The sequence below is a fragment of the Bacillus sp. FSL W8-1127 genome (genome assembly GCF_038006725.1).
Taxonomy (GTDB): domain Bacteria; phylum Bacillota; class Bacilli; order Bacillales; family DSM-4216; genus Bacillus_O; species Bacillus_O smithii.
Genome location: NZ_JBBOVU010000001.1, coordinates 2,764,134 through 2,789,461, shown reverse-complemented (window position 1 = coordinate 2,789,461; position 25,328 = coordinate 2,764,134). Strand labels below are relative to the sequence as shown.

The 25,328-nt window shown below is 40.6% G+C and carries 27 protein-coding genes and 1 riboswitch; of the genes, 19 read left to right on the top strand and 8 right to left on the bottom strand.

What is annotated here, in order from left to right:
- The first annotated feature begins 193 nt into the window (after positions 1-193).
- Positions 194-1,417, top strand: a complete 1,224-nt coding sequence (locus tag NST12_RS13130; RefSeq protein WP_174521023.1) for an NAD(P)/FAD-dependent oxidoreductase — start codon at positions 194-196, stop codon at positions 1,415-1,417.
- Positions 1,418-1,744: 327 nt separating this feature from the next.
- Complete coding sequence (locus tag NST12_RS13125; RefSeq protein WP_048624522.1) at positions 1,745-2,035, top strand: YuiB family protein; 291 nt, start codon at positions 1,745-1,747, stop codon at positions 2,033-2,035.
- 82 nt (positions 2,036-2,117) lie between these two features.
- Here NST12_RS13125 and NST12_RS13120 read toward each other — a convergent pair whose 3' ends face one another.
- Positions 2,118-2,570 (bottom strand): OsmC family protein, encoded by a 453-nt coding sequence (locus NST12_RS13120; RefSeq protein WP_270584447.1) that lies wholly within the window; start codon positions 2,568-2,570, stop codon positions 2,118-2,120.
- Positions 2,571-2,870: 300 nt separating this feature from the next.
- Between NST12_RS13120 and NST12_RS13115 the strand changes: the two genes are divergently transcribed.
- The 3 genes from NST12_RS13115 to NST12_RS13105 all read left to right on the top strand — a co-directional run bounded on the left by NST12_RS13115 (position 2,871) and on the right by NST12_RS13105 (position 5,534).
- Positions 2,871-3,569 (top strand): 3D domain-containing protein, encoded by a 699-nt coding sequence (locus tag NST12_RS13115; RefSeq protein WP_003353569.1) that lies wholly within the window; start codon positions 2,871-2,873, stop codon positions 3,567-3,569.
- Between the two features lie 196 nt (positions 3,570-3,765).
- Complete coding sequence (locus NST12_RS13110) at positions 3,766-5,265, top strand: leucyl aminopeptidase (protein WP_341101459.1); 1,500 nt, start codon at positions 3,766-3,768, stop codon at positions 5,263-5,265.
- A gap of 119 nt (positions 5,266-5,384) precedes the next feature.
- On the top strand, positions 5,385-5,534 hold the full coding sequence (locus NST12_RS13105) for a hypothetical protein (RefSeq protein ID WP_003353567.1): 150 nt from the start codon (positions 5,385-5,387) through the stop codon (positions 5,532-5,534).
- Between the two features lie 159 nt (positions 5,535-5,693).
- Here the strand turns inward: NST12_RS13105 and NST12_RS13100 are convergent, their stop codons facing one another.
- The gene (locus tag NST12_RS13100; protein WP_048623912.1) at positions 5,694-6,089 is read right to left on the bottom strand and encodes a hypothetical protein; all 396 of its coding nucleotides are present in this window, start codon (positions 6,087-6,089) and stop codon (positions 5,694-5,696) included.
- Between the two features lie 137 nt (positions 6,090-6,226).
- Here NST12_RS13100 and NST12_RS13095 point away from each other — a divergent pair, with 137 nt between their 5' ends.
- Together NST12_RS13095 and NST12_RS13090 are read left to right on the top strand one after the other, a co-directional pair.
- A complete protein-coding gene (locus NST12_RS13095) occupies positions 6,227-6,613 on the top strand; it encodes a hotdog fold thioesterase (RefSeq protein ID WP_327797043.1) in 387 nt (128 codons plus the stop codon).
- Positions 6,614-6,860: 247 nt separating this feature from the next.
- On the top strand, positions 6,861-7,421 hold the full coding sequence (locus NST12_RS13090) for a DUF5366 family protein (RefSeq protein WP_341101458.1): 561 nt from the start codon (positions 6,861-6,863) through the stop codon (positions 7,419-7,421).
- A gap of 117 nt (positions 7,422-7,538) precedes the next feature.
- Here NST12_RS13090 and NST12_RS13085 read toward each other — a convergent pair whose 3' ends face one another.
- Complete coding sequence (locus tag NST12_RS13085) at positions 7,539-9,386, bottom strand: transglycosylase domain-containing protein (RefSeq protein ID WP_341101457.1); 1,848 nt, start codon at positions 9,384-9,386, stop codon at positions 7,539-7,541.
- Between the two features lie 471 nt (positions 9,387-9,857).
- Here NST12_RS13085 and NST12_RS13080 point away from each other — a divergent pair, with 471 nt between their 5' ends.
- Positions 9,858-10,475: a hypothetical protein gene (locus NST12_RS13080; protein WP_341101456.1), complete on the top strand. Its 618-nt coding sequence runs from the start codon at positions 9,858-9,860 to the stop codon at positions 10,473-10,475.
- Positions 10,472-11,848 carry a VanW family protein gene (locus NST12_RS13075; protein WP_341101454.1) on the top strand — a complete coding sequence of 459 codons (1,377 nt, stop codon included), beginning with the start codon at positions 10,472-10,474 and terminating at the stop codon, positions 11,846-11,848. Before NST12_RS13080 ends, NST12_RS13075 begins: the two co-directional genes overlap by 4 nt.
- Positions 11,849-11,906: 58 nt before the next feature.
- Here NST12_RS13075 and NST12_RS13070 read toward each other — a convergent pair whose 3' ends face one another.
- The 3 genes from NST12_RS13070 to NST12_RS13060 are packed head-to-tail and all read right to left on the bottom strand — an operon-like array spanning position 11,907 to position 14,083.
- Positions 11,907-13,211: a hypothetical protein gene (locus tag NST12_RS13070; RefSeq protein WP_327797039.1), complete on the bottom strand. Its 1,305-nt coding sequence runs from the start codon at positions 13,209-13,211 to the stop codon at positions 11,907-11,909.
- A gap of 15 nt (positions 13,212-13,226) precedes the next feature.
- The gene (locus NST12_RS13065) at positions 13,227-13,673 is read right to left on the bottom strand and encodes a PilW family protein (protein WP_327797038.1); all 447 of its coding nucleotides are present in this window, start codon (positions 13,671-13,673) and stop codon (positions 13,227-13,229) included.
- Positions 13,670-14,083, bottom strand: a complete 414-nt coding sequence (locus NST12_RS13060) for a type IV pilus modification PilV family protein (RefSeq protein ID WP_328200941.1) — start codon at positions 14,081-14,083, stop codon at positions 13,670-13,672. The genes NST12_RS13065 and NST12_RS13060 overlap by 4 nt, the downstream gene beginning before the upstream one ends.
- A 100-nt stretch (positions 14,084-14,183) precedes the next feature.
- On the opposite strand from NST12_RS13060, the gene NST12_RS13055 reads away from it, so the two are divergent.
- The 8 genes from NST12_RS13055 to NST12_RS13020 all read left to right on the top strand — a co-directional run bounded on the left by NST12_RS13055 (position 14,184) and on the right by NST12_RS13020 (position 22,404).
- On the top strand, positions 14,184-15,812 hold the full coding sequence (locus NST12_RS13055; RefSeq protein WP_341101452.1) for a GspE/PulE family protein: 1,629 nt from the start codon (positions 14,184-14,186) through the stop codon (positions 15,810-15,812).
- Positions 15,813-15,845: 33 nt separating this feature from the next.
- Complete coding sequence (locus tag NST12_RS13050; RefSeq protein ID WP_341101450.1) at positions 15,846-16,886, top strand: type IV pilus twitching motility protein PilT; 1,041 nt, start codon at positions 15,846-15,848, stop codon at positions 16,884-16,886.
- Positions 16,886-18,091: a type II secretion system F family protein gene (locus NST12_RS13045; protein ID WP_341101448.1), complete on the top strand. Its 1,206-nt coding sequence runs from the start codon at positions 16,886-16,888 to the stop codon at positions 18,089-18,091. The genes NST12_RS13050 and NST12_RS13045 overlap by 1 nt, the downstream gene beginning before the upstream one ends.
- A gap of 113 nt (positions 18,092-18,204) precedes the next feature.
- Positions 18,205-18,287, top strand: a riboswitch (cyclic di-GMP riboswitch).
- Positions 18,288-18,410: 123 nt separating this feature from the next.
- Positions 18,411-18,842, top strand: coding sequence for a competence type IV pilus major pilin ComGC (locus tag NST12_RS13040; RefSeq protein WP_341101446.1), 432 nt, complete (start codon positions 18,411-18,413; stop codon positions 18,840-18,842).
- A 191-nt stretch (positions 18,843-19,033) separates the two neighbouring features.
- Positions 19,034-19,792 carry a prepilin peptidase gene (locus tag NST12_RS13035; protein ID WP_270583752.1) on the top strand — a complete coding sequence of 253 codons (759 nt, stop codon included), beginning with the start codon at positions 19,034-19,036 and terminating at the stop codon, positions 19,790-19,792.
- Positions 19,793-19,804: 12 nt separating this feature from the next.
- Positions 19,805-20,791 carry a type IV pilus biogenesis protein PilM gene (pilM, locus tag NST12_RS13030; protein ID WP_327824403.1) on the top strand — a complete coding sequence of 329 codons (987 nt, stop codon included), beginning with the start codon at positions 19,805-19,807 and terminating at the stop codon, positions 20,789-20,791.
- Between the two features lie 18 nt (positions 20,792-20,809).
- On the top strand, positions 20,810-21,442 hold the full coding sequence (locus NST12_RS13025; protein WP_048623903.1) for a hypothetical protein: 633 nt from the start codon (positions 20,810-20,812) through the stop codon (positions 21,440-21,442).
- A gap of 2 nt (positions 21,443-21,444) precedes the next feature.
- Positions 21,445-22,404 (top strand): hypothetical protein, encoded by a 960-nt coding sequence (locus NST12_RS13020; RefSeq protein ID WP_341101441.1) that lies wholly within the window; start codon positions 21,445-21,447, stop codon positions 22,402-22,404.
- Between the two features lie 63 nt (positions 22,405-22,467).
- Here NST12_RS13020 and NST12_RS13015 read toward each other — a convergent pair whose 3' ends face one another.
- The gene (locus NST12_RS13015) at positions 22,468-22,866 is read right to left on the bottom strand and encodes a kinase-associated lipoprotein B (RefSeq protein WP_061778466.1); all 399 of its coding nucleotides are present in this window, start codon (positions 22,864-22,866) and stop codon (positions 22,468-22,470) included.
- 162 nt (positions 22,867-23,028) lie between these two features.
- Here NST12_RS13015 and NST12_RS13010 point away from each other — a divergent pair, with 162 nt between their 5' ends.
- Complete coding sequence (locus NST12_RS13010) at positions 23,029-23,619, top strand: peptidylprolyl isomerase (protein ID WP_003354310.1); 591 nt, start codon at positions 23,029-23,031, stop codon at positions 23,617-23,619.
- 219 nt (positions 23,620-23,838) lie between these two features.
- The gene (locus tag NST12_RS13005) at positions 23,839-24,042 is read left to right on the top strand and encodes a hypothetical protein (protein WP_003354307.1); all 204 of its coding nucleotides are present in this window, start codon (positions 23,839-23,841) and stop codon (positions 24,040-24,042) included.
- 104 nt (positions 24,043-24,146) lie between these two features.
- Here the strand turns inward: NST12_RS13005 and NST12_RS13000 are convergent, their stop codons facing one another.
- Entirely contained in the window at positions 24,147-25,319 is a 1,173-nt protein-coding gene (locus NST12_RS13000; RefSeq protein ID WP_327797029.1) for a MalY/PatB family protein, read from the bottom strand.
- Positions 25,320-25,328: the final 9 nt, after the last annotated feature.

Sequence of the window (25,328 nt, the reverse complement as noted above, 5' to 3'; positions counted from 1 at the left end):
ATTGTAGGAAATGGGTTGAAAAGTATATGTAAAAGGAATATATTTATAAGGGAATAATGTTAAGATTTTATGACAAATTTCGAAAAAGTTGTTGTATGCCCTCGTTCGTGAAAAATATCACATGTGATATTTTTAATTGCAAAAAGGAAATAAACTTTTTCGAATTCACTCATACTAAAAGAAAAAGGTGGAAGTGATAACAGTGACTAAGCCAAAAATCGTTGTACTTGGCGCGGGTTATGGTGGATTGATGACTGTAACGCGCCTCCAAAAGATGTTAAGCCAAAACGAAGCGGAAATTGTTTTAGTGAACAAACATGACTATCACTATGAAACGACTTGGCTTCACGAAGCCTCTGCTGGAACCCTTCATCACGACCGGGTGCGCTATGCGATCAGCAATGTAATTAACCGCAGCAAAGTCAAATTTGTTCAAGCTACTGTTGAAAACATTAAACCAAACGAAAATAAAGTAGTTCTTAATAACGGGGAATTGGACTACGATTATCTCGTTGTCGCTTTAGGACCTGAATCGGAAACATTCGGAATTAAAGGCTTGAAAGAGTATGCTTTTGCGATCACGAGCGTGAATGCTGCCCGCCGTATCCGCGAGCATATCGAAACTCAATTTGCTACTTACAACACTGAAAAAGATAAAAAAGAAGAACGTTTAACGATCGTTGTCGGCGGTGCCGGATTTACTGGCATCGAATTTTTAGGGGAATTGACCAATCGTGTTCCTGAACTTTGCCGCGAATACGACGTTGATTTCCAAAAAGTGCGTATCATCTGCGTAGAAGCAGCGCCAACTGTTCTTCCTGGATTTGATCCGGAACTTGTTCAATATGCAATGGAACAGCTGCAAAAGAAAGGCGTTGAATTCCGAATCGGCACGGCCATTAAAGAAGCGACTCCTGACGGTATTATCGTAGCGAAAGGCGAAAATGAAACCGAAGAAATTAAGGCAGGAACTGTTGTTTGGGCTGCGGGAGTTAGAGGAAACTCTGTCATTGAAAAAGCCGGTTTTGAAAACAATCGTGCCCGTGTAAAAGTAGAAGAAGATTTGCGAGCTCCTGGCTACAATAATGTGTTTATTGTAGGAGACTGTTCGCTTGTCATTAATGAAGAAACGAATCGTCCATATCCGCCGACTGCCCAAATTGCCATGCAGCAAGGTGTGGTGTGTGCGAAAAATATCGTAGCCTTATTAAAAGGACAAGAAACTCAAAAATTTGTATTTGATAATAAAGGAACGGTATGTTCTCTTGGCGATGACGACGCAATCGGAATTGTATTCGGCAGAAAGCTGAAAGGTACAAAAGCTTCCTTTATGAAAAAAGTGATTGACAACCGTGCTTTGTTTATGATTGGCGGTTTGTCCTTAGTACTGAAAAAAGGAAAGTTCAAATTTTTCTAAGACAGTCAGCTAAGCCTTTTACAGATAACAAAACGGCTGATTGTACAACAAATAAAAAGGTAATACAACGACAGAACGGCGTAATAAGCCGTTCTGTTTTTTTGTGTGATCGTTGAAACAAAAATCAACAGCAAGGACTACCTGTTCACATTTATCCTTTTAAAATGGGAAACACTTCCAGAAATCAAAAGGGATTGAAAAAATGAGAGAATAAATGAGATTGGAATGGAGGAATAATCGGGAAGATTGGCGTATATAAGAATATTCAGTATACTTTTAAGTCCTGTGGGGTGTTTCCTAGTGCATATTGCTGTTTTATTTATATCGATGCTGCTGTTTTTTGTGCTTTTTTTCGGAATCGGATTTATTTTAAATATGCTGCTTCGAATGACATGGATCATGTCGATTTTATATCCTCTCGTTGTGTTGATCATTGTAGATGGGATTAGTACGCTTTCTTATATAACGCATACTAGAGAGGCTTTCACTACGTTAGGAGAAAGATTGATAGGACTGAAACCGGCCGATATGTTGATTTTGTTAAGCGGCTTAGCCGGGGCCGTTTTATCGGGAATTGTCATAAAGGAATTAAGAAAAAAAGGATATCGAATGTTTTGAAGGGCTGAATCCAAAAGGAAATCACTCTTTTGGATTCAGTCTCTTTTTTGCTCCAAAATCGTTAAAAGTTTTATGTTCACGGTTATTCGGAAGCAACTTGAATGTCTATTTCCAGTTCTATCTCCACATTTCCTTTGACGGCTCGTGAAATCATGCAGGACGATTCTGCTCTTTCAGCAAGACGTTGTGCTCGGCTGATTTCTTTGGCGGTTGCATCACGATGAAGGACTATTTTCGGACGATGGATGATTTTTTTATAAGTCAATACGCCATTGGTTACTTCAACGATCCCTTCTGATTCCAACGTTAACTGTTTCTTCTCCAGCCTGCTTCGTTCCAACATGGCGGCCAATGTAATGATATAACAAGTGGCTGCCGCCCCTAAAAGCATTTCATCCGGATTTGTCCCGACGCCTGGGCCGTCCATTTCCGCCGGAATCGAAACCTTTGTCCGTAAATTCCCAGCTTTTATTTCCCCAACATCATTTCGCAGGCCGGGCCAGTTTGCTTTTAAACGAAAGTGATGTTCCGACATATACATGCCTCCAGATCATTTTTGGCATTATTGTAGCACAATTTGAAACAAAAAAATGAGGGAATGCCTTCGCAAAAGCTTCTAATAAGGCACTGATGGACTAATCGAAGAAAAGCCGGCTTTTTTCTTTTTAGGTCATCTCATCATGGGTGATTTGTATAAAACGGGTTCTTCTCATTCTCATCATGGATTTTCTTCACGAAGCCTTTTTTGTTCACTCCAACCTTTACCAAGTTTTTTCTCCATTTTTGAATAATGTGGCCATCATTTGGAGACCAATAGGGTGAGGGGAGTGAAAGGATGGGACTAATAAAACGGACGTCCAAAAGAGTTTTTATGACCATCTTATTTTTGATCGCACTTATGGCCACTTTTGAAACGATTTCCGGAGTAGATGCGGCTATGATTGGAAATTGGGCTCTTAAACATACGATTTTATCAAAGATGGAAACGAGTGAGCGAAAGCTTGAAGGATTATCCGAAAAAAGGATCGATCAGCTGCTTATGAAACCTGTGCAAGCGAATGCCCAACCGGAGAGGGAGAAGCAGCCCCGTATATTGGAACAAGATGTTGATTGGTCGAAATACCCCCAAAAAACGGTGATTGCGACAGGTTATACAGCCGGAAAAGAATCAACGGGGAAGTCTCCCAGCCATCCCAGTTATGGTATTACATATTCAGGCGTCAAGGTAAAAAGAGATCTTTATTCGACTATTGCCGCTGATACAACGATCTTTCCGATTGGAACGATTTTGTTCATTCCCGGATATGGCTATGGAGTGGTGGCGGATACCGGGAGCGCAATCAAAGGAAATCGGATTGACCTATATTACGAGACAGTTGATGATGTTTATAAAGAGTGGGGGAAGAAAAAACTGGCCGTTTATATTGTCAAAATGGGAAAAGGAACTTTGACAGAAGAAACGCTGGCTTCTTTAAACCAAAATAAAGCTTTGCAAGTATACCGGCAGCAATATATAAAAACCCGCAATGAATAAAAATTTCGAGAGTCAAATAGGATCATCTTTCCATATTGAGCTTGTACAGAAAGAGCGGGATGGAGGGGTTGATCCTTTTGTCTTGTTCTTTTTTTCCAGTAAATAGCAGTTGGAAGTGAACAACTCCAAATATCCATGATCATTTCTGGTGGTTTATTTTCTGCCAGGGTTATAATGGTGTTGGAGGTGTTAAAAGATGTTTCAATTTAGTCATGAAAATCCGTTTCAAATAGAATTGCCTTGCTTAATCGTCGGTTTGTTGGATAAACCCCTTAAGTTTGAAGGAGTTCTTGGCGAATTGGATGAGGCGTTTCAAGGTCAGTTGACGGAACTTGTAAAGACCGGGGATCTTTCCGCCAAATATAAAAGCGTGCAACTGATCCATACATTTGGTTTTGTGCCTGCCAAAAGAATCTTATTTGTCGGTTTGGGAAAAGAAAAAGAACTCACGATTCAGAAATTAAAAATGGCTTTTGGAAAAGCCGCCAAATACATAAAAAATACGCCGGTTCAAAAGGCCGCCATTGCGCTTGATACGTTTATAACGGATAAATGGGATGCCGTTCAAGCTGCAGCGGCATTAGGCGAAGCGGTTCCGCTTTCTACATATGAATTCCGTGATTATAAGCAAAAACCCAATCTGCCGGAACCGCGGATTGAGGAAATGACTGTTTACAGCAGCCATACGATCGGAGAAATCGAACAAGCAGCCAAAGCAGGATACATACTTGGAAAAGCGACGAATTCCGCTCGTACGCTCGTCAATATGCCAAGCAACTTGCTGACTCCGTCCTATCTTGCTACGTACGCAAGCCAATTGGCAGAAAAATATGGATTGGAAGTAGAGATTCTTGGGAAAAGCGAAATCGAAAAACTGGGAATGGGCGCTTTTTTGGCCGTCAATCAAGGTTCCAAAGAAGAACCAAAAATGATTACGCTAAAATATCAAGGAAAAGAAAAGTGGGAAGATGTCATCGGGCTCATCGGAAAAGGCATTACATATGATTCGGGCGGCTACTCGCTCAAAACGAAAAACGGACTTGTCGGCATGAAAACCGATATGGCGGGGGCTGCAGCTGTACTTGGGGCAATGGAGGCGATCGCCGAATGGAAACCTAAAAAAAATGTGGTGGCAGTCATTCCGGCTACAGACAATGTCGTGAGCGCGTCGGCATTTCGGCCTGATGATGTGATAACATCCATGAACGGAAAAACGATCGAAGTATTGAATACGGATGCTGAAGGGCGTTTAGTATTGGCGGATGCCGTCACTTATGCGAAACATCATGGCGCCGAATATTTAGTCGATGTGGCCACATTGACAGGCGGAGTAATCGTTGCGCTCGGGACAGATAAAACGGGAGCGGTCACCAATGATGAGTGGCTTTTTGAACAAATTTTAGAGGCTTCTTTTGAAGCTGGAGAATATATTTGGCGGCTGCCTTATACGGAAGAAGATAAAAAACGGGTTCGAAATAGCCGAATAGCCGATTTAAATAATTCTCCCGGCAGAGAAGGCCATGCGATCATGGGCGCTGCTTTTATTGGAGAATTCGTGGAAGGAGCTCCTTGGGTGCATTTGGATATTGCCGGAACGGCTGATACCGATAAAGACTACGACTTGGGGCCTGCAGGTGCAACGGGCGTCATGACGAGAACGCTTGCTTTATTTGTCGATCGATTTGATAAAGAGTAAGGATACGGCGTTTGATTTTCGTACCGCTGCTTTTCAAAGCTAAATTTTTGGCGGGCCTATACAAAGATTTCCGTCTTTGCATAAGGATAGGGTAGCATAGGAAAAGGAGGTTACCCTATATGTATTATCCGCATCGCTTTTTTCCGGGGGAACCGTTTATCGGTGGACTGCTGGGCGGCTTGCTAGGAACGGCGATAGCGGCATCATTGTTTAGACCGCCATATCCTTTTTACGGTCCGCGTCCGTTTTATCCATATCCGTATTTTTAAACAAGGAAAGAGGCTGATGAATGGAGCAAAGGAAGCCGCTCTATGAAACATGGATCGGCTTCCTAGTTATCAACAGCCTCTTTGAAAGGGATGGCTATTCTCTTGCATACTAAGCAGGTTTTCTATCAAAAAAATGCAGTGAAAAGTTAAAAACCTATATTATTTCTTCCAACGAAGTTCCAACAGTAATCGGCAGCATTCTTTTTTTTGATCTTCATCCATACGGGCAAAGCGAACTAAAAGCCCATCCGGATTAAAATAAATTTCCGGCCGAATTCTAATGCCAATCGATTGAATCATTTGTATCACTTTCGTTGTTTGCGAACGTTGAGCGGCGTCCATCAGCTCTCTTGCATAGGCACTGTTTGTGGAGACCGTATTCAAAAACAGTTGTGCGTCTCTTAACAGTTCCAATGATTTTCTGGCGGATTGAGTGAACTGGTTGATCTGGACGACTGGAAATTGTCGGTTGTTGGGAGGAATGTATGTTGGATGATTTGGACCATAAGGAATAGAATTTGGATCGTTATGAGGCGGGAAAGGAGGCTGGTGCATTCATAGATTCTCCTTCCTGATTCATAAATGTCATTCTGTGGAAAAGATATGTAGCACAGGGGGTGATTATGATAAAATAAGAGAAAATATTTAAAAAACAATGTATTTTCCGAAAAATAAAAAACGGGGGATAGTATATGGAAGAAAATTATGAACAAGGGTTGATAGCCAGTCTTGGCATGAAAATAATCGAAATGAAAAAAGGGAAAGTGGTCATGACCATGCCCGTAGATGACCGCACTCGGCAGCCAATGGGGTTTCTTCATGGAGGGGCTTCTGTTGCATTGGCGGAAACCGCTGCAAGCTTAGGAACAGCACAACTTATTGATCCGGAAACACAGATCTGCTTTGGACTTGAAATAAACGCTAATCATATCCGTTCTAAAACAGAGGGAATGGTGACAGCCCGTGCAGAAGCAGTGCATATTGGAAGGTCTACGTGTGTATGGGAGATCCGGATCGTCGACGAAAACGACCGTCTTATTTGTTTATCGAGATGTACGGTTGCCATTGTCAATAAATGATGATACATAAGAAAGCAAAGTAAACGTAGACCGTTTATTGTACAGTGGTTTTAGAAGCTCTCAAGAATGGCAGGCAGTTGGGAGATGGAGAAAAGATTTTTGGACGATTGAAAATGGAGAAAAGGGATTTTTTGACTGCCATTCTATAAATAAACGAAAAATCAATGTTTTTCTATAAAGCTCTTGTAAATGCAGAAAGGCTCTTGCATAATGAAAGTTGATTCGAGAAAAACAGGAGCGACTGATCATGAAAAATACTTATTTAACAGGTTATTTTCCTTTTTTGACCATTTTATTATTCAGCCTGTCACTGGCGATTTATGTGGAAGACACCATCATGAATTTTTTGAAACAGATTGGCATTTATCAAGGAATGCTGGGAATCATTTCGGAAACAGAATTGAAGCTGGCTGTCATAATTGGACTGATCGCAGTGTTTTTCATGGCGCTGTCGGCTTTAAAAGTAGTCGCTGAAACCATCAATGAACTGGCTTTGCTCTTTTTTTCCACGGATACGGACGGAGACATTTTAAAAAACGTCCGAAATGGTTCACTTATTTTTTTGGCCGGCGGGTTGGTTTCGTTGTGCAGTTATGCATCCATCATTGGGATTATCGCCATATTTCTTTTAACCGTTTTAATCTATTTTATTTATTTTGTTTATAAAATCAGCCCTTCGTTGACAACATCGTTTAAACTCGTCGGTTTTATTTGCTTCCAAATTGTCGTTTGGGGCTTTATTACGTTCGCTCTGCTCTATATGATTCTGAAAATCTATAACACTGCGATGGCCGGATTGCCTATTTAAATCAAAAATGAGAAATGACGAAAAAAGGTCAGTTCCTTCCGATCCCATTCGGGTGACGGAGGAGCTGACCTTTTTTGCTTCAATGATTTTTCTGTTTCAAAAACGAAGAATATTGGATTATTGCATGATCTTCCGCCAAATGAGCAGCTGTGGTCCGTAATGTTCCAATGATTCGATGCTTGACGGTGTATCCCTTCCTACCCAGACACCTGCTGTATATTGATCCGTCAGCCCGACAAACCAGAAGTCGTGGTAATTGTTGGTCGTTCCGGTTTTCCCTCCCACATAAGGGCGGGCGATTTTCGCTTTTTTACCAGTACCGTTTTTTACGACTTCTGCCATTAATTCCCGGACTTTATATACGGTATCCGGCGACCAAATTTTGACAGGTTCATCTTTCCACTGATATAAAACGTGTCCTTTTAAATCCGTCACCTTTTGGATGGCTCTAGGCTTTTTATAGCTGCCATCAATAAATGAGGTGTAGGCGGATGTCATTTCCAGCGGAGTCATCCCGTAAGTAAAGCCTCCGATAGCTGCTGACGGATTCTCGTCCCTTTCTGATACTTTTTCAAAACCAAATTTGTTCAAATAGGAAAAAGAGTTTTTGATCCCGGTTTGCATGAAAATCCGGACGGCAGGAGTATTATACGAATTCGCAAACGCTTTTTTCAGAGTGACGTATCCATATTCTTTTTTGCTGTAGTTTGTCGGACAGTAATTGCCGATGCAGACGTTGTTGGCATTGACAAGACTGGATAAAGAAACATGGAAACGATCGATATACGGCCCGTAGTCGAGCAGCGGTTTAATCGATGATCCCGGCTGCCGGTAAGCAAGGTATGCCCGGTTGAAATCGGTATGGTGAAAATCTTTTCCTCCCACTAATGCGATTATGTTTCGATGTTGATTGTCGATGACCGCAGCAGCACCTTCCACATTGGTATAAGACAAAACGGAAGAAACAGCGTGTTCCGCTTTTTGCTGTATGATTGGATTTAAAGAGGTATAAATCATAATTCCGGATGATAGCACTTTATTTAAGCGGTTTTCCAACTGTTTTTCGATTTGTTCTTTTTCCTTAGGATTTGCATTGGCCAGTTTTTCTTTATACCCTTCTTTTTCCGCAATCAGTTCTTTCAATTCTTCTTGAACATAAGTGGAATAATTGGGAAATTCATCTATTCGCTTTTTCAATTTTAATGTAATGGGTTCTTTTTTGGCTGCTTCAGCTTCTTCAGCTGTAAGAAAGCCGTTTTTCTTCATTAAATCAATCAATCGTTCCTGTCGTTTTTTCGTATTCGCAAAGTGAGTAAGAGGATTATATAAGCTTGGATTATTAGGTATCGCCGCCAGAAAAGCCATCTGTGCTTTCGTTAAATCCTTTACGCTTTTTTGAAAGTAAAACTGGGAAGCGGCTTCCACCCCGTATACTCCGTTTTGAAAATAAATGGTGTTTAAATAAAGATTGAGAATTTGATCTTTCGTTAATTTTTTTTCCAGTTCATAGGCATAAAACACTTCGGATAATTTTCGACTAAACGTTTTGTTGTAATTCAAGTATAAGTTTCGGGCCAGCTGCTGGGTGATGGTGCTTCCGCCTTGCTCGATTTGATGAGAATGAGAATTGACGATCATCGCCCTCAATACGGCGAAAGCGTCTATGCCGCCATGTTCGTAAAATTGCCGGTCCTCAGACTGCAAAAATAATTCCTTCATGAAATCGGGAATGTCTTTGTTGCTCACGACAATTCGATAAGGATTGCGAATTTCCAGAAACGTACGGCCGTTCTGGTCCAAAAATTTGCTTTCTTGAGAAAGATCCACCGAATGTATCGGAATCTTCTTTTCTACAACTTTGTCAAAACTTTCGACATGCTGCGCTTCCTGATTGGCAAAATAAAAAAAGTAAATCGCAAGCGCCATCAGAATGGCAGTGAAGAAGTAGCCAAAAATGGTTTTCATCAATGCAGACCCGCCTTTTCATTCGTACTTTTTCGAGTAAAATGTCAATGTTCTTTACTCCACCAATGATAATAGAAAGACCGCTAAGAATAAAGTAGTAGAGACAATTTTTGCCTTCTGACAGAGCTCTTTTTTGAAATCTGTGATTCTTCCGAATGGCTAAAATAGAGGTCTCTTAAATCATGATCAGCCGCTTCAATCAGAGGCAGGAAGACGTGCATAAGAGTTTTCTAAGAAAAAATGAAGTTGTTCGTAAAGGAAAATTCCTTTTCATCTGAGAAGACGGATCAGCAGCTTCTGGATGAAAAAAGTTGTGTGGCAAAATATGAAACCGAGGGTCGGCAGATAAGCGGCCGTCAGAGGGATTAGCTTATTTATGTTAACCTCTGATTGGATCGCCGCTTAAAAATATAAAAATTTTTCCATAGAATAGGTATTATTTATTAGTATAATAGATTCAAGAAGGGAGAAGTGAATTTCATTTTTGGGGGCATTATGAAAACCATTTTATCTTTCGTCATTCCGATCATCGTATTTTCTTGTTTGTTTTATATGATTCCTTTATCTATGAGTAAACGCCATAAACGTTATTTGATCATAGCAAGTATTTTTTGCTTTTTGATTGCGAAGGTAGCGTTTTTGATTTTTCCGAATGCCGTTGCCGTGGCGATCGCGTTCTTATTTATTCTATGTTTAACCATTCTTTTATATCCAAGAGAACCGTGGTTTGAAGACAATCCGGGAGTGGATCCGTTTGAACTTGCAGAGCCGAAGTTTGACTACGATGAATTGAGAGAAAAAGCAGCGATGGCAGATAATCTTGACATCCCGATCCAACCTAATGGCGGATTGAAAGAAGATCGTCCCGATTCTTTGCGTGATGAATTAACGGCTCCTCCCCTTGACACGGAATATGATCTTTCAATGATTTCGGCCTTAAATGAAGATGAAAGCATGCAAGAAATGTATCAAAAACGGTTTGAAGCATTGAAAGAGGAAGCGGATCCTTTACAACAAAATGAGTCTTCATTTGAAGATATACTGGCTCAGCGCAACAATAAAACGGATGAAAAAGGTGATCTGTCATGAACAGAACAAACATGTTTCGCTTTTTCGCTATTTTGCTGATTTCGACAATTGTTCTGATGGCTCTTTCGAAGATCACCTCTTTGGCGATGGCTTCTTTTTCAAAAAAAGAACCTGTATTTGCAGAAGGTACATATATTGGGCCCATTAATATATCCTCTTTGAATAAAGCAGAAGCGGAATCGAAAATATCAGAAAATGTGTTGGATTGGCAAAAAAAATCGACAGTATCTTTTACTTTTTTTAATAAAACGATTTCCGTACCGATGAGTGTCGTGCATTTTAAAGTTGCATCTTCTTTGAACGCCTGTCTGGATGGCGAGAAAAATATTCTGTATACAGAAGTGGATGAACAATCTCTTAAAACGATTTTGTTCAAGAAATTAGAAAATCCTGAATTAGTCAATTTAATAGATTTGGAAAAGGTAAAGCAGCTGCTGAAGGAAAAAGCGGGTCGTTTAGATTCTTCACAGCAAACGGAGGATTTAGTCCAATATTTGAAAGCGTCTGAAAACAAACCGAAAATAATCGATTCCAAAAGGATTTTCGTAAATGATCCGGCTGACATGGAGGACTGGTTGTCGAGCAATTCCACCATGACGCTGAAGCCGGAGAAAATCTTTTCGTTGAATGATTATATCCAAAATCTGGACAATGATGACAAAGGCTTTTTCATCCAATGCGCTTCTGCCATCTATCAATTAACGTTGCCAACCAATTTACAAATCGTAGAAAGACATATTAGTGATACTTTGCCAGAGGGGATAGAATTAGGTTATGAGGCAAGGGTGGACGGTTCCAAAGCTGATTTAAAAATTTATAATCCCAATCATACGGCGTTTGTCATTAAAAGCGAGAAAATATCAGATCATGTATTAAAGCTCAGTTTAATCGGTCCTAGCGATCCTTTTACTTATCAATTGGTGAAGAAAAACGTAAAAACGTATGCGTCAAGAAAAGTCATACAATACCGACCGTTGGCAGAAACGGCGGCCAATCAAAACGGCAAATACGGGTATTCGGCGGAACTGTATAAACAAGTGGCATTGAATCATAAAGTATTTTATGAATCTCTTGTATCAAAAGATTTTTATTTGCCGATTCCGAAAATTGTTGTGGAAAACTTGAAACAACCAGAAAGTGACGCAACGGCCGATGGAAATTCCGGCACGGAGAATGATGCAACAGAGCACACAGCGAACGAAAAAATCGATCCTGCTTCACAAAATACAACAACGGGGAATACGCCGAACAACGAAGCGGACAACTCATCTCAAACCAGTCAGAATGGCAGTTCCTCCAATCAAGAGAAACCGTCTTCTTCAACACAAAATACGAATCAGAGCCATGGCCATTCAACTGATCGTAATCCATAAAAGAAGCGATCAAAAAACCATCCATTTGGACGATGAAAGTCTAATGGATGGTTTTTCCTTATTTATAGATAACATCTCCTTCTTCAACCGTTATGTTTTTGTTGTCACCGCTGCCGCCGCTTGGAGGGGCCACGGGCTGGTTTAGAACAAAGACGGTGCCATTCGGTTGGTTGTCGCAGCTGCTTGCATGAAGAATAGTGGCATTTGTTCTGATATTGTCTGCCTTTCCATATACACATGCTTTCCCATTGATGGTCAGCCAATTATTGGCGGTGAGATTGCCTTTAACAGTCAGGGTGGAGCTGCTGTCAATGGTTATTGTCGACAAAGAGGCATTTCCGTCGATATCCATCTTCGCATTGTTATGCAGCTGAATGTCGTTATTGGCAAAGAAGTGCCCTTTCACTTGAAGAGTTGATTGATCAATGTTTGCCGTCGGTATGAACATGCTTCCGCTGGCAACCATATTCGAATGATTCGTCAATTGGATGTTATTGCTAGAGTATACATTGGAACCGAACCATAAGCTCGATTGATCCGCATGGAATCCTTTAAAGCTGGCATTCCCTCCGACTGTTAAGTTTGACTGTGAAGAGAGGTCTAAATAATTTTGGAAGTACACATCATTGCCAATGAACAGATTTGTTTTAGTTAAAGAAACATAGTTATTAAACAATGTACTCTTCTGAATTTGCAAAGCCGAATTTGGATTCATTCGAAGAGTATTTTGAAATTTTGCATAACGTGATACATCAACGCTTTGATTTAATTCGTTATAAGAGATGAAATTAAAACTTCCTTCGTAGTGAGTTCTGGAATTGATATTATCATAAAAGTCTTCGAATTTTTCGTCGCCGAAATTCAAAAAACTTGGATTTTTCAGTACGTCAAAATCACTTATATTTGTAAAAATTTGATTGGATCCTGAACCGTCGACGGAACCCATTGTGACGGTATAAGTCTTTTGCAAATCTTTCTTTTGTTTGCCGTCATAAAGGCCGTAGCTGTCAACGGTTATCGTAATGATGCTGTCGTTATTCTTCGTGACAGCCGCTGTATCGACATTCAGTTGATAGGCAACATGGTCATTGAGGGAAACGGGATTCGCCGGTGTGCTGTTTTGCACTTCATTTTGAAGCTCATCTGCTGAATGAAACTCTTTTTTGTCTATGATTTGATCAAACAGTTTTTCAAATAAGGTCATTCCCATTTCAGCTGCATGTTTTGTTTGCATTTTTTGTTCTGATAAAGAGGCTTGTTTCGCTGATTGAATGATCAACGGAAAAAGTGTGATCACAAAAATCATCGTTAATGTAAGAACGAGCAAGACAATGATGAGAACTTGACCATCGTTTTTCTTCATCAAAGGAAGGACCTCCTAATGAATGCGTTCAAGCGTTGTCGACACTTTCACTTGTTGATTGGAAAGATTTCGGTCTTTTACATACAAAAGAATGGGAATAGGTGTATTTGTTTTCAAAGTGACGGAATCTCCCGGCTGAAGTTGATTAGAATTTATGGAGATTTCATAATAGTTTTGATCGTATGTGTATGTGTCATCGTTCGCTGCAATGGTTAATGTCCGGCTGTCGGGACCTAGACGAATCGTTATTTCATTTTGTTTTTCGCTTATTTGATTTAAATGGGATAAAATGATGTCGGCCTCTTGCTGAAGCCTCGCCTGTGCCTGATTATCTTTATATATTTTTATCGCCGAAAACAAGGCTGAAAAAGCAATCGCAATCACGATTGTGCTTAGCGTAATGGCTGCCAGCAATTCGATTAATGTGACTCCTTTTTGTTCATTCCATTGCTTTCTTTTCATGACGATGCCTCTTCCAAATAAACAAATGTTTTCGCAAGGATTTTTTGGCTGTTTGTTTCGATAACAGAGATTTGAACGGGAAGCAACTGCGCTTGATCGGCCTCTGCCGTTCTTTTCATCACGGTTGCTTTGACTTCAAAAGGAGATTGATTGAGATTGTAAGCGCTGATGTTGACTTCATCTCCTTCTTTCGCATTTTTTGGAACGGTTGCTTGATCGGAACGTAATGTAGAAACCGCTTTTTTGGCCAGATAAACGGCCTGTAATTTTTCGCGATTTGACGTATTATAGGCAGTAGATTGAACGTAAATCCCGAACAAGCAAGTAAACACAATCAACAGTAATGTCGTGGCCGCCAGCACCTCAATTAAAGTAAATCCTTGTTCATCATTTTGTCGACATTGAAACATTTGCCACATTCCTTTTCGCAATATGGTATTAAAAGTTCTTATTCTATTTTATAATGAATGGGAAAAAACTACTATAATTGTTTGAAAGTAGGGTTTTGAAATGGAACGGAAACGACTAGGCGATTTACTGGTGGAAGCGGGCGTTATTACGGAAGACCAATTGCAAGAAGCACTCAAAAAGAAGAAAAATCGACAAAAATTAGGCGATGTACTCGTTAGTTTAGGCTATTTAAACGAACAGCAATTAATCGAAGTATTGGAGTTCCAGCTGGGGATTCCGCACGTAAAATTGCCATCCATCCCCATTGATACCACTCTGTTAAAATTCATTCCAAAAGAATTTGCTTTGAAAAATTTAGTCTTTCCAATTGAGAAAAAAGGCCGTGAACTGACGGTGGCGATGTATGATCCATTAGACTTTTACACGATTGATGATTTAACGCTGTCCACTGGACTGCAAATTCGACCCGTAATTGCCACGAGAGAAGATATTATTTCATCGATTTATAAATATTACAATGGAAAGGATCAGTTGAATGAAACCGCTGCGGCGAGCACCAATGTATCAGAGGCAGCGGAGGAGTCCGTCGTTGCTTTAGTCAATGACATTCTGGAAGCAGGCATTCAATTAAAAGCGAGCGATATTCATATCGATGTGCAAGAATCGAAATTGATCGTTCGTTTCAGGATCGATGGCCTATTAAGGACGGAAAGGATTTTATCCAAATCCGTTCATTCTGCCTTAATCGCAAGGATGAAAATATTGGGCAATATGGATATTACGGAGAACCGACTGCCGCAAGACGGAAGAATGAAACTCTCGAAGTACAAAACGATCGATATGCGCATTTCCATTTTGCCAACCATTTATGGAGAAAAAGTGGTGATTCGTTTACTGGATTTGCAAAATATTCGAAAAGATATTTCAGAGGTCGGCTTTAATAAAGTCAACTTGCAACGATTTCAAAAGTTGATTGAAAAACCGTCTGGACTTGTGATTATTACGGGACCGACCGGTTCAGGCAAAACATCGACATTATATGCGGCTTTAAACCACTTAAACACGGAAGAAGTGAACATTGTCACGATCGAAGACCCGGTTGAGTACGAACTGGAAGGCATTAATCAAGTGCAGGTCAATCCATCGATCGGTCTTGATTTTTCAACAGGATTGCGCGCGATTTTAAGACAGGATCCGAATATTATCATGGTGGGGGAAATGCGGGATAAAGAGACGGTTGAAATTGCTATACGTTCTGCGTTAACGGGACATCTTGTTTTCAGCACGATGCACACGAACAGTTCCATCGCCACCATCCCGCGTCTGAATGATATGGGTGTGGAATCCTATTTAGTCGTCTCCGCTTTACAAGGAGTTTTATCCCAAAGACTTGTCCGTAAAATTTGTCCGGATTGCCGCGAAGCTTATGAACCTAGTGAAATGGAAAAAGAGCTCTTTCAAAAGCGCGGACTTCAAATTGACAAGCTTTTTTACGGCAAAGGCTGCATCCATTGTCGCCAAACGGGCTATAAGGGTCGGCTGGCCATTCACGAATTGTTCATCTTAGATGACGAGATTAGACAATTGCTTTATAACCAAAAGAGCATGCAAGAAGTGGAGAAAGCTTGCTTGAAAAAAGGGATGCTCTTCTTGCTGGATGACGGTCTGTTAAAAGCGAAATCAGGTTTGACGACTGTTCGTGAAGTTTTGCAAGCAACCATGAGCTGATGAAAAGCAACATGGCAGGAAAGGGGAAGAAACTTGAAACAACAACTGGAAAATTTATTAAGATCTGCTTTCGAGCTAGGTGCTTCCGATATTCATTTAACCGTTGGGGTTCCGCCTGTTATGAGAATCAACGGCGAACTTAAAAAACACGGTGCGACAACTCTCAAACCGGAGGATACGGAAAATATGGCCAAAGCGATTATTCCGGATTCGATGTGGGAAAAGTTTAAAAAACAAGGAGAGTTGGACTTTTCCTATGGAATTCCGGGGGTATCCCGTTTTCGTGTCAACGCTTACCATCAACGTTCCTGTGTCGGTTTAGCCGTTCGCGTCATTCCCAGAGACATTCCGACATTTGAAGAGCTGAGACTTCCGGCTGTGTTTCGCGATTTTGCCTTATTGCCTCAAGGACTGGTACTGGTGACCGGTCCAACCGGAAGCGGTAAATCGACTACTTTGGCGGCCATGATTGATGAGATGAACCGTACGGTCAAAAAACATATTATCACGTTGGAAGATCCGATCGAATATTTGCATAAACACGGGACATGCATTATTAATCAAAGAGAGGTCGGCTTTGATACCGGATCTTTTGCCAACGCATTGCGAGCTTGTCTCCGCCAAGATCCCGATGTGATATTGGTAGGAGAAATGCGCGATCTTGAAACGATTTCGACTGCGATCACCGCAGCTGAAACGGGCCATTTAGTATTGGCCACGCTGCATACGACCGATGCGCCGACGACGATTGATCGAATCATTGACGTTTTTCCGCCGGGCCAACAGGGACAAGTTAGAATTCAACTGGCTTCAGAGCTGAAAGCCATTATTTCTCAGCGCTTATTTCGAAATCAAAAAAGCAATGGAAGAATTGCCGCCTTTGAAATTTTAATTAATAATCCGGCTGTACGTAATTTAATTCGCAATGAGAAAATTCATCAGATAAGAAGCGTGATGCAGACAAGCAAACATATCGGCATGCAGACGATGCAAATGTCTGTTCAATCTTTGCTGAATCAAAATCTCATTTCATTGGAAGATGCCAAACCTTATATGACAGATGGTGGTTATTGATGGCAGTTTTTCAGTACAGCGGCCGTAATCGCAAAGGGGAAAGAGTGAAAGGAACGGTGAAAGCAGATACTCGCAGCAAAGCGGTGCAAAAGTTGAAAGAAAATGGCATTGCCGTTGCCGCACTGGAAGAGATGACCGGCCTGCTTTACCGTGAAGTCAATATTCTCCCCAAAAAGGTCAAATACAAAGATTTAGTGATTTATATTCGGCAATTTGCAACGCTCATAAAAGCCGGAATCAGCGTTGTGGAAGCGACGAAAATATTATCCGAACAAACAGATAATCGTCTGTTGAAAGATGCGCTTGTCGAAGTCGAAGAAGAAATTCGTTCGGGGATTGCTTATTCTGAGGCTGCCCGAAAATTTCCGAATATTTTCCCGTCCATTTATATAAATATGGTAAAAGCCGGAGAAGTCGGCGGACAGTTGGATGAAATTTTGGACCGGCTGGCGACTTATTTCGAAAAACAATACGAAATCAGGCAAAAAGTGAAATCGGCCATGGTGTATCCGCTGGTGATTCTTTTCGTTGCTATTATGGTAGTCTTTTTTATGTTTATTTATGTTGTGCCCATGTTTGAAGAAATGTTTGCTTCTCTTGGTGCCAATCTGCCGTTGATAACTAGATTGATGCTTATGATCAGTCACGTTTTAACGTCTTACGGTTGGCTTATTGTATTGATTGTGATGGCGTGCTCGCTTTTATTCTGGCTATGGATGCGTTCACCGAGAGGCAATTATTTGCTTGATTATATGAAACTTAAAATTCCCGTATTCGGCAAAATTATTCAAAAATCGGCGCTTGCTCGGATGGCGAGAACATTAAGTTCATTGTTTTCCGCTTCAGTCCCGATTCTTGACTCAATAACCATTGTTGAACGTGTAGTGGACAATCAAGTCATCGTCAATGTGCTCAACAAATCGAAAGAATCATTGGAAGAAGGAAAATCAATGGCTGAGCCGATGATTGGACATTGGGCTTTTCCGCCTTTTGTAACAAGAATGATTATTTTAGGGGAAAGCTCCGGGACGTTAGATTTTATGTTGGAAAAAGTGGCGGATTTTTATGAATCGGAAGTTGAACAAGCAACTGAACAAGTGAAAACATTAATCGAGCCGATGCTCATTGTGTTGTTGGCGGTCGCGGTTGGCATCATCATTTTATCCATTTACGTCCCGATTTTTCGCATTTATCAAGGTTTTTAAAAGAGTAAGTGATAGAAAGTGATAGAGAGACTATTAATAGAAAATTCATACTTTTTTCACGGAAAAATTTAGTGACTTTCTACCTAAAAATCGTATAATAGAGTTGTAAACTTTCGGAATTTGGAGTGATGAAGAGTCATTTGTATCTGGGCACTTGAATGACTTGGAGCGAGTAGTGCAACCTCCCATTTTCTGTTTTCCTAATAAAAATAGTATTTGAGAGGAGTTGGGGGCAATCGTTTAAACATGAAATGATGGCTCAATTTTCTAGTGTTCATTGATCGTTAGAAGAATTATTAGGAAAGAAAGAGGGAGTGTAATGAAAAAATTGCAAGCTGTCGTGAAGAATCAAAAAGGTATGACGCTGATTGAATTATTGGCTGTTGTTGTCATTCTTGCCATTATCGCAGCGGTGGCTGTACCAAGCGTCGGAAAAATTATCGATAACAGCAGAGCCGATTCGAATCGATCCAATGCCTTGTTAATTATTAATGCAGCTAAACTGGCGATTGCCGATGATGAAAACAGTACAGTATCGTCGAAAATAAAAAGTTCAAATGGCGCCACTCTTCAAGATTTGGTGGATGCCGGTTATTTAGATGCGATTCCAAAAGATCCATATGATAAGTCAAAAACTTATGCGAGCGGTAGTTATGTAAAAAAGGATGATACAGGTTATTACATTCAATTAGTAACTAGTAAAGGTACATTTAAAGGCTCTGAAAAAGATATCAACTCAGGCAATTTTTAATCCAATTAATAAGGAATGATCGTTTTAAGGTCTGGATTATTATCCAGGCCGTATCCTTATTTTCACTTACCTTCCGTATTGTGACACAATGGAAAAAAGTCTCTCTCTTAAGTGATGATAGTTTTAGCAATGATCATGGCGTTTTTCGCTTAAGTGAGTATTTGCTATCACAAGGAATGAGAGGATCGAGAATGAATACGTTTTGGACTGTTTATTTTGCCGTAATAGGTCTTGTGTTCGGTTCGTTTTTTAATGTTGTGGGGCTTCGCGTGCCAAACCATGAATCGATCGTTTTTCCAAGCTCGCATTGTCCTTATTGCCATCATAAACTGCGTTGGTTTGAAAATATTCCTTTGTTTTCTTTTTTCTTTCTCAAAGGCAAATGCCGGTCGTGCAAAAGAAAAATTTCATGGATCTATCCTATTTTTGAAGCTGTCACGGGTGTGCTCTTTGCTTTTTCTTTTTATCAATTTGGCTGGAGTATGAATCTGGTGATGGCTTGTTTGTTTACATCCTTGCTCGTCATCATTACCGTTTCGGATTTAGCTTATATGGTGATTCCTGATAAGATTTTGCTGCCGTTTATGATTCTTTTTATCGTCATTCGACTCCTTTCGCCAACCGTACCGTGGTGGAGTTCATGGGCGGGTGCCGTGATTGGATTTGGACTTCTTTTTCTCATCGCGGTTGTGACAAACGGGGCAATGGGCGGAGGAGATATTAAGCTGTACTTTGTCATCGGGTTGATTTTAGGATTAGAAAAGACTCTATTGTCATTTTTTCTGGCTTGCTTGTTTGGATCGTTATTCGGATTGATTCTCCTGTTCAAAGGAAAATTTAAGAAAGGAAAACCGGTTCCTTTTGGCCCGTTTATAGCTGCCGGTGCCATTCTTGCCTTTTTTTATGGACAAGATATGATAGATTTCTACATAAGAACCATGTGGAGTTAAGGAGATCAGGAAATGAAGTCCTATACATATGGCAAACGAAAGAAATTACAAATGATCATAACGGATGATTATTTGCGTTTACTGGTGACAAAAAAAAATACCATTCTCTCATTCAATCAAAAAGCATTGCCGGACGGAATCATTTCAGGCGGATTTATTGAGAATGAAGATTACTTGCTTGGTATGATCGAGGAACAGCTCATAGAATACGGCGCCAAAAAGCTGCCTGCCTTTCTTTGCCTTCCGGACGGGCATACTTTTTTGCGGAAAGTGGCCATTCCTGAAGATGTTCCGAGTGATGAAATGAAAGGATATCTTTATATGGCTGCCAATGATTCCATTCCGCTTCCTTTTGAAGATCCGATTATTGAAACGGTAGAATGGCAAGATGAGAGTGAAAATGGCCGAGAAGCATTGATGATTGCAGCGCGGGAGGCGATTGTGAACCAGTATGTCGGTTTATTGGAAAAACTAAAATTAAAGCCGAGAGTTATGGATTTATCGCTTTTATCGTTGTATCGTCTGTATTACCATTTGAATCGGGTTCGTCCGGATGACCGTATTTTATTGCTGCAAATCCATTATTCGTATATTCAAGTATCGATTTTTGAACAACATCAGCCGATTTATGTTCACTATGTAAACTTGCCTGCAAATAGAGAAGCGTATATCAACCGCTCACATATGGATTATGAATATTATATGCCGGAAGGAATTGAAGATTTGCTCGGTGAATATATTCGCACGATCGTTCAGGAAATAAGCCGATTGCAAAACTTTTACGAATTCACCATCATGCAAGGGGAAAAGCGATTGAATAAAATCGTCGTAGCGGGGGACCATCCTTATTTACAAACCATTTCCGAAGTTTTGCAAGAGCAAATTGAAATGGAGATCGATGATGCATTGACTGTGCCGTTATTTCAAAATAAAGAAAATATCAATATTCCGCCTGCTTTTTCTGACTGTATTGGACTAGCCCTCCACCCTGCAGAATGAGCATCAGAAGGTGAGTATATGTTAGTAGAAATCAATTTCATTGAAAAAAAGAAAAAACCTTCTTATCTCTTGATTGGCCTTTTTATCTTGCTCGTTCTTTTTATTTTTTTGCTTGTTTTTCTTCTCATCTATGGCCATTCATTGCAAAAACAAGAAGCCGAGCTGCAAGAGAAAGTGGATTTTGCCACAAAGCTGCAAGCTGCGAAAATGAAAGCGAACCATCAAAATCCTGAAGTCGAGTCCTTCCATCAATACGAAACGGCTGTGAAATGGGCACAAAATCAACCCATTGAAACGACGAAAATATTGAAAGAACTCACGGAAAAGCTGCCGGAAAGAGGATATTTGTTGCTATTTTCACTGACAGATGATCAAGAAGCGGATATGATCGTTCAATTTGATACAAAAAGCGAGATTGCTTATTATTTGAAACGACTCAATGAAATATCATGGATCAAGAAAGCGACGTTAAAGAGTTTTGGCGTTCCGCCTCAAACAAATGATACAACCGGCAGCGTGAACGGTTATACAACCGATAATGCAACAGACAACACCGCTATTGATCCAACAACGTTGCCGCGCTATCAAGCGGAGTATGTTTTACAGCTTGAAACGAGTAAATTAAAGATCGATACAGAAAAGGATGAGTAGGCATGAGCAAACGAGTGAAAATGTTGATCCCGTTAATTCTTGTGATCCTTTTCTGTTTTTTAGACATTTTTTATTATTGGAAAGCAATCGTCCCTGCCAAAAAACAGATTGCTGCCCTTTCTTCGCAAATGGCTCATGTCAATGATTCATCGGAAAAGGTTCAATCTGAAAAACAATTATCAGCAGACGATTTGAAAAAGGTCTATCAATGGCAGACAGCGCTTCCTTGGAACGATTCTGTCGACCAATTTATTTTGGATTTGCAAAAGGCTGAAGCATCATCAGGCTGTACCATTATTCAATACGCTCTTGCGGAAGACTCTGACTCATCAACGGATGCTGATGATGGTACGAATCAAGCGGATCAAATGGATCAAATGACTGGAACAAACTCAAACTCCAATGCGACTAGTTTCAATACGGGTGAAACGACGAGTACAACTGCACAAAATAACGATACGAAACCATCAAAAACGGCCAAAACTTCATTGCCGTCGGGGATAAAACAAGAAAAAGTCAATTTAGTCGTACAAGCGTCAACGTATCCTGAGATTTATCAGTTTTTAAAAAAATTGGAGCAAATGGATCGTGTCAATCGAGTGGAATCGATCCAATTTGCTGGAAACAACGAACCTGTTTCCACAGAGAATGAAGCGAATGCCTTAACGGTTAATATGACGATTTCCGTTTATTATGATTCAACGATTGCCAAAAAGTTAAAACTAACGCCGCCAAGTATCTCGACTCCGGATCCTTCAGGGAAAAGCAATCCATTAGTACCGGTGGCACCGACCAATCAATCGACGGAAAACAATCAGAACAACGACCAGAACAACAATGGTACTGCTGATCATACGCAAACGTCAGAAAACAATCAAAGCCAAACAACAAATGCCGATCAACCTTCGACGAGTGAAAACTCTCCTAATCAATCAAATGAAAAGATCCATCAGTCTCCATGATGGCAAACATGGAGAAGCGAAGGTTTGATGTGTAGAGAAAATACGAATTTTTGTACTGGATGATTAATTTGGGAAGGAAATCGAGTACATGAATTCGTATTCTTTTTGTATGGATGATAAACATTGGAGGCTTTTTTGGGCATATTCATTTTCCGGGTTTTGTTCCAGTTCCTGTTTATAAACGATAAAGGATTTCACCAATGATTCCGTGTAATTCGGCACTTTTCCGGTAAAAGGTTTCACCATTTTTTTAGGAATATTGGCTTGTTCTTTGAAAGCCAGCGCTTTGCGTTCGTGGAAAAAGCCTACATTTCCTTGTTTCGGATGATGAAGGTCTCCTTGCAGCGGGTGCTTTTCTACCGCTAATATTTGCACGGTATAATGTTCCGGTCGTTCGTCCGTAATTTTTCCGATATATTTTCCTGTTTTGTAAATGGCGGTTACCACATCTCCTATATCCATGATTCGTTCCTCCTGAAAAGTCTTTTTCATAAACATAACACAAAAAGAATGGAACGGGAAAAGAACTTTTTAGTCGGGAAGCTCCAGCCGAAGTTGCGATGTGGAAATTTCATCCGCAATAAGGTAAAGTAAGAGAGATAATAAAACGGAAGGAGAAAATTTATGACATTTCCGCAATTAACCAATCAAGTAGCAGAAAATGAGATCGTTGTTGAAATGAAGACCAATAAAGGCAGCATTAAAATCAAGCTGTTTCCGGAATACGCGCCGAAAACCGTGGAAAATTTTATTACTCACAGCAAAAACGGCTATTACAACGGATTAATTTTTCATCGTGTGATTCGCGATTTTATGATTCAAGGCGGCGATCCGAAAGGAAATGGAACAGGTGGAGAGAGCATTTACGGAAAGCCATTTGAAGATGAATTCTCGCCGAATTTGTTTAACATTCGAGGAGCGCTCTCGATGGCCAATGCGGGGCCAAACACAAATGGAAGCCAGTTTTTTATTGTCCAAAATCAAAACATCGATCCTGGTTTTCGGGAACAAATGGAAAAAGCCGGGTATCCGAAAGAAATTATTGACGTTTATATGGAGAAAGGTGGAACGCCTTGGCTTGACTTCCGCCACACTGTCTTTGGACAAGTGTTGGAAGGAATGGACGTTGTAGATGAAATCGCCAACGTGGAAACAGATCAACAAGATCGTCCTTTGGAAGATGTGATTATTGAAACGATATTGGTGGCCGAATAAATGAAAGTCCTCCGCGGGATGCTTCAATCCGGCGGAGGAACGATGGATTTCGAACATGATGATTTAAAGGTAGAGTGTAAGAAATCAGAATTTTGGGAATAAAATGTTTGATGTGGCTGCTTTTTTCTCGTATTTGAATCGAGAATGGACGAAGGGGATAGAAGTTGGAATGGTGAAGAGAAATAGGGAGCTCATTACTATTAAGGGGGCTGTTTTGTTTTGATCGCTTTCATATTAGGCTTGTTTTTGTATTTTCCGGAAGATAAATCGGAGTACATTCCGGCGGCTATATCTATGACCATTTTTTTTATTTTGGCAGTGATCGCCTTCCTGTTGATTAAAAAAATCTCCAAAAAAGAAGAGGAAAAAACAAGGGAATTAGAAGAGCAAATTAATAAACAAAGACGCCATTTAAGGAAATAAGCTCATTATTTTAAATTGGCGAGTTTATGTATCCAAACCATTGGGCGCCGGTTCAGATGACCGACGCTTTCGTCCATTTACGGCAACGTGCTGCATGAAGTGAATTAGTCTTTCGAAAACGCAGCTTTCATTCGCTTCAAACCTTCCTCGACTAAGGAGCGCGGGCAGCCGACATTCATACGGACAAACCCTTCTCCGCCTGGTCCGTATTTAGGGCCGGACTCTAAAGCGAGTTTTCCTTTGAATAAAAGCCGCTCTTTTATTTCTTGATCCGTTAAGCCGGTTTCTCGGCAATCAATCCAAATCAGATATCCGCCTTGCGGTTCCATTACTTTTAATGATGGAATTTCTTTTTCAATAAACTGCTTCACAAGCTCCACGTTTCCACGAATATAGGAAATGGCTTCATCCAACCACTTTTCCCCGTAACGATAAGCAGCTTCCATCGCTGCCATTCCCATCATATTCAGCTGGAAAAAGCCTTGACGTTTTTGAACGCGGGATAATTGATTCCGAATTTTTGGGTTTGGCACAATGATACAGGAAGCTTGAAGTCCTGCTAAATTGAAAGTCTTGCTTGGCGCGATGCAAGTAATGACAAATTCGCGGTATTCTTCTTTTATGGAAGCGATGGGGATATGTTTGTTTGGGAGTGCCGTCAAATCACTATGGATTTCGTCAGAGACGATCCATACTTGGTAAGTTTGACAGAGATCCGCTATTTTGGTTAATTCTTTTTTTGTCCATACCCTTCCGCCGGGATTGTGTGGACTGCACAGCAAAAACAATCGAATATTTCTAGTTTTTAACAACTGTTCAAACGCGTCAAAGTCGATCTCGTATTGATTGCCCTTTAATACAAGCGGGCAATAGGCCACTTTGCGGTTATTTGCTTTTACCATGTTGAAAAACGGCGGGTATATGGGCGGCTGCACTAGCACTTCGTCACCTTCCTCCGTCAACGCTTGAATGGCTAAACTGATGGAAGGAACTACGCCCGGGCTGAAAAGCAGCCATTCTCTTTGAACGGGAAAATGATGACGCTTCTCCATCCATTGGCAAACAGCTTCGATGGCAGAGTCCGGCATGGTCGTATAACCAAAAACGCCATGTTCGATTTTTTTCTTCAGAGCCTCGATCACTTCTTGCGGGGCGCGGAAGTCCATGTCTGCTACCCACATAGGCAACGCTTCTTCGGTTCCGAATATCGTTTTGATTTGGTCCCATTTTACTGAGGAAGTTCCTTTTCGGCCGATGATTTCGTCAAATTGCACCATTCCATATTT

Bases quoted from the DNA above. Each gene is read 5' to 3' on its own strand.
- NST12_RS13125 (WP_048624522.1), top strand. From the start codon at position 1,745: ATGCTGCTGTTTTTTGTGCTTTTTTTCGGAATCGGATTTATTTTAAAT.
- NST12_RS13120 (WP_270584447.1), bottom strand. From the start codon at position 2,570: ATGTCGGAACATCACTTTCGTTTAAAAGCAAACTGGCCCGGCCTGCGA.
- NST12_RS13115 (WP_003353569.1), top strand. From the start codon at position 2,871: ATGGGACTAATAAAACGGACGTCCAAAAGAGTTTTTATGACCATCTTA.
- NST12_RS13110 (WP_341101459.1), top strand. From the start codon at position 3,766: ATGTTTCAATTTAGTCATGAAAATCCGTTTCAAATAGAATTGCCTTGC.
- NST12_RS13105 (WP_003353567.1), top strand. From the start codon at position 5,385: ATGTATTATCCGCATCGCTTTTTTCCGGGGGAACCGTTTATCGGTGGA.
- NST12_RS13100 (WP_048623912.1), bottom strand. From the start codon at position 6,089: ATGCACCAGCCTCCTTTCCCGCCTCATAACGATCCAAATTCTATTCCT.
- NST12_RS13095 (WP_327797043.1), top strand. From the start codon at position 6,227: ATGGAAGAAAATTATGAACAAGGGTTGATAGCCAGTCTTGGCATGAAA.
- NST12_RS13090 (WP_341101458.1), top strand. From the start codon at position 6,861: ATGAAAAATACTTATTTAACAGGTTATTTTCCTTTTTTGACCATTTTA.
- NST12_RS13085 (WP_341101457.1), bottom strand. From the start codon at position 9,386: ATGAAAACCATTTTTGGCTACTTCTTCACTGCCATTCTGATGGCGCTT.
- NST12_RS13075 (WP_341101454.1), top strand. From the start codon at position 10,472: ATGAACAGAACAAACATGTTTCGCTTTTTCGCTATTTTGCTGATTTCG.
- NST12_RS13070 (WP_327797039.1), bottom strand. From the start codon at position 13,211: ATGAAGAAAAACGATGGTCAAGTTCTCATCATTGTCTTGCTCGTTCTT.
- NST12_RS13065 (WP_327797038.1), bottom strand. From the start codon at position 13,673: ATGAAAAGAAAGCAATGGAATGAACAAAAAGGAGTCACATTAATCGAA.
- NST12_RS13060 (WP_328200941.1), bottom strand. From the start codon at position 14,083: ATGTTTCAATGTCGACAAAATGATGAACAAGGATTTACTTTAATTGAG.
- NST12_RS13055 (WP_341101452.1), top strand. From the start codon at position 14,184: ATGGAACGGAAACGACTAGGCGATTTACTGGTGGAAGCGGGCGTTATT.
- NST12_RS13045 (WP_341101448.1), top strand. From the start codon at position 16,886: ATGGCAGTTTTTCAGTACAGCGGCCGTAATCGCAAAGGGGAAAGAGTG.
- NST12_RS13040 (WP_341101446.1), top strand. From the start codon at position 18,411: ATGAAAAAATTGCAAGCTGTCGTGAAGAATCAAAAAGGTATGACGCTG.
- NST12_RS13035 (WP_270583752.1), top strand. From the start codon at position 19,034: ATGAATACGTTTTGGACTGTTTATTTTGCCGTAATAGGTCTTGTGTTC.
- pilM (WP_327824403.1), top strand. From the start codon at position 19,805: ATGAAGTCCTATACATATGGCAAACGAAAGAAATTACAAATGATCATA.
- NST12_RS13025 (WP_048623903.1), top strand. From the start codon at position 20,810: ATGTTAGTAGAAATCAATTTCATTGAAAAAAAGAAAAAACCTTCTTAT.
- NST12_RS13020 (WP_341101441.1), top strand. From the start codon at position 21,445: ATGAGCAAACGAGTGAAAATGTTGATCCCGTTAATTCTTGTGATCCTT.
- NST12_RS13015 (WP_061778466.1), bottom strand. From the start codon at position 22,866: ATGGATATAGGAGATGTGGTAACCGCCATTTACAAAACAGGAAAATAT.
- NST12_RS13010 (WP_003354310.1), top strand. From the start codon at position 23,029: ATGACATTTCCGCAATTAACCAATCAAGTAGCAGAAAATGAGATCGTT.
- NST12_RS13000 (WP_327797029.1), bottom strand. From the start codon at position 25,319: ATGGTGCAATTTGACGAAATCATCGGCCGAAAAGGAACTTCCTCAGTA.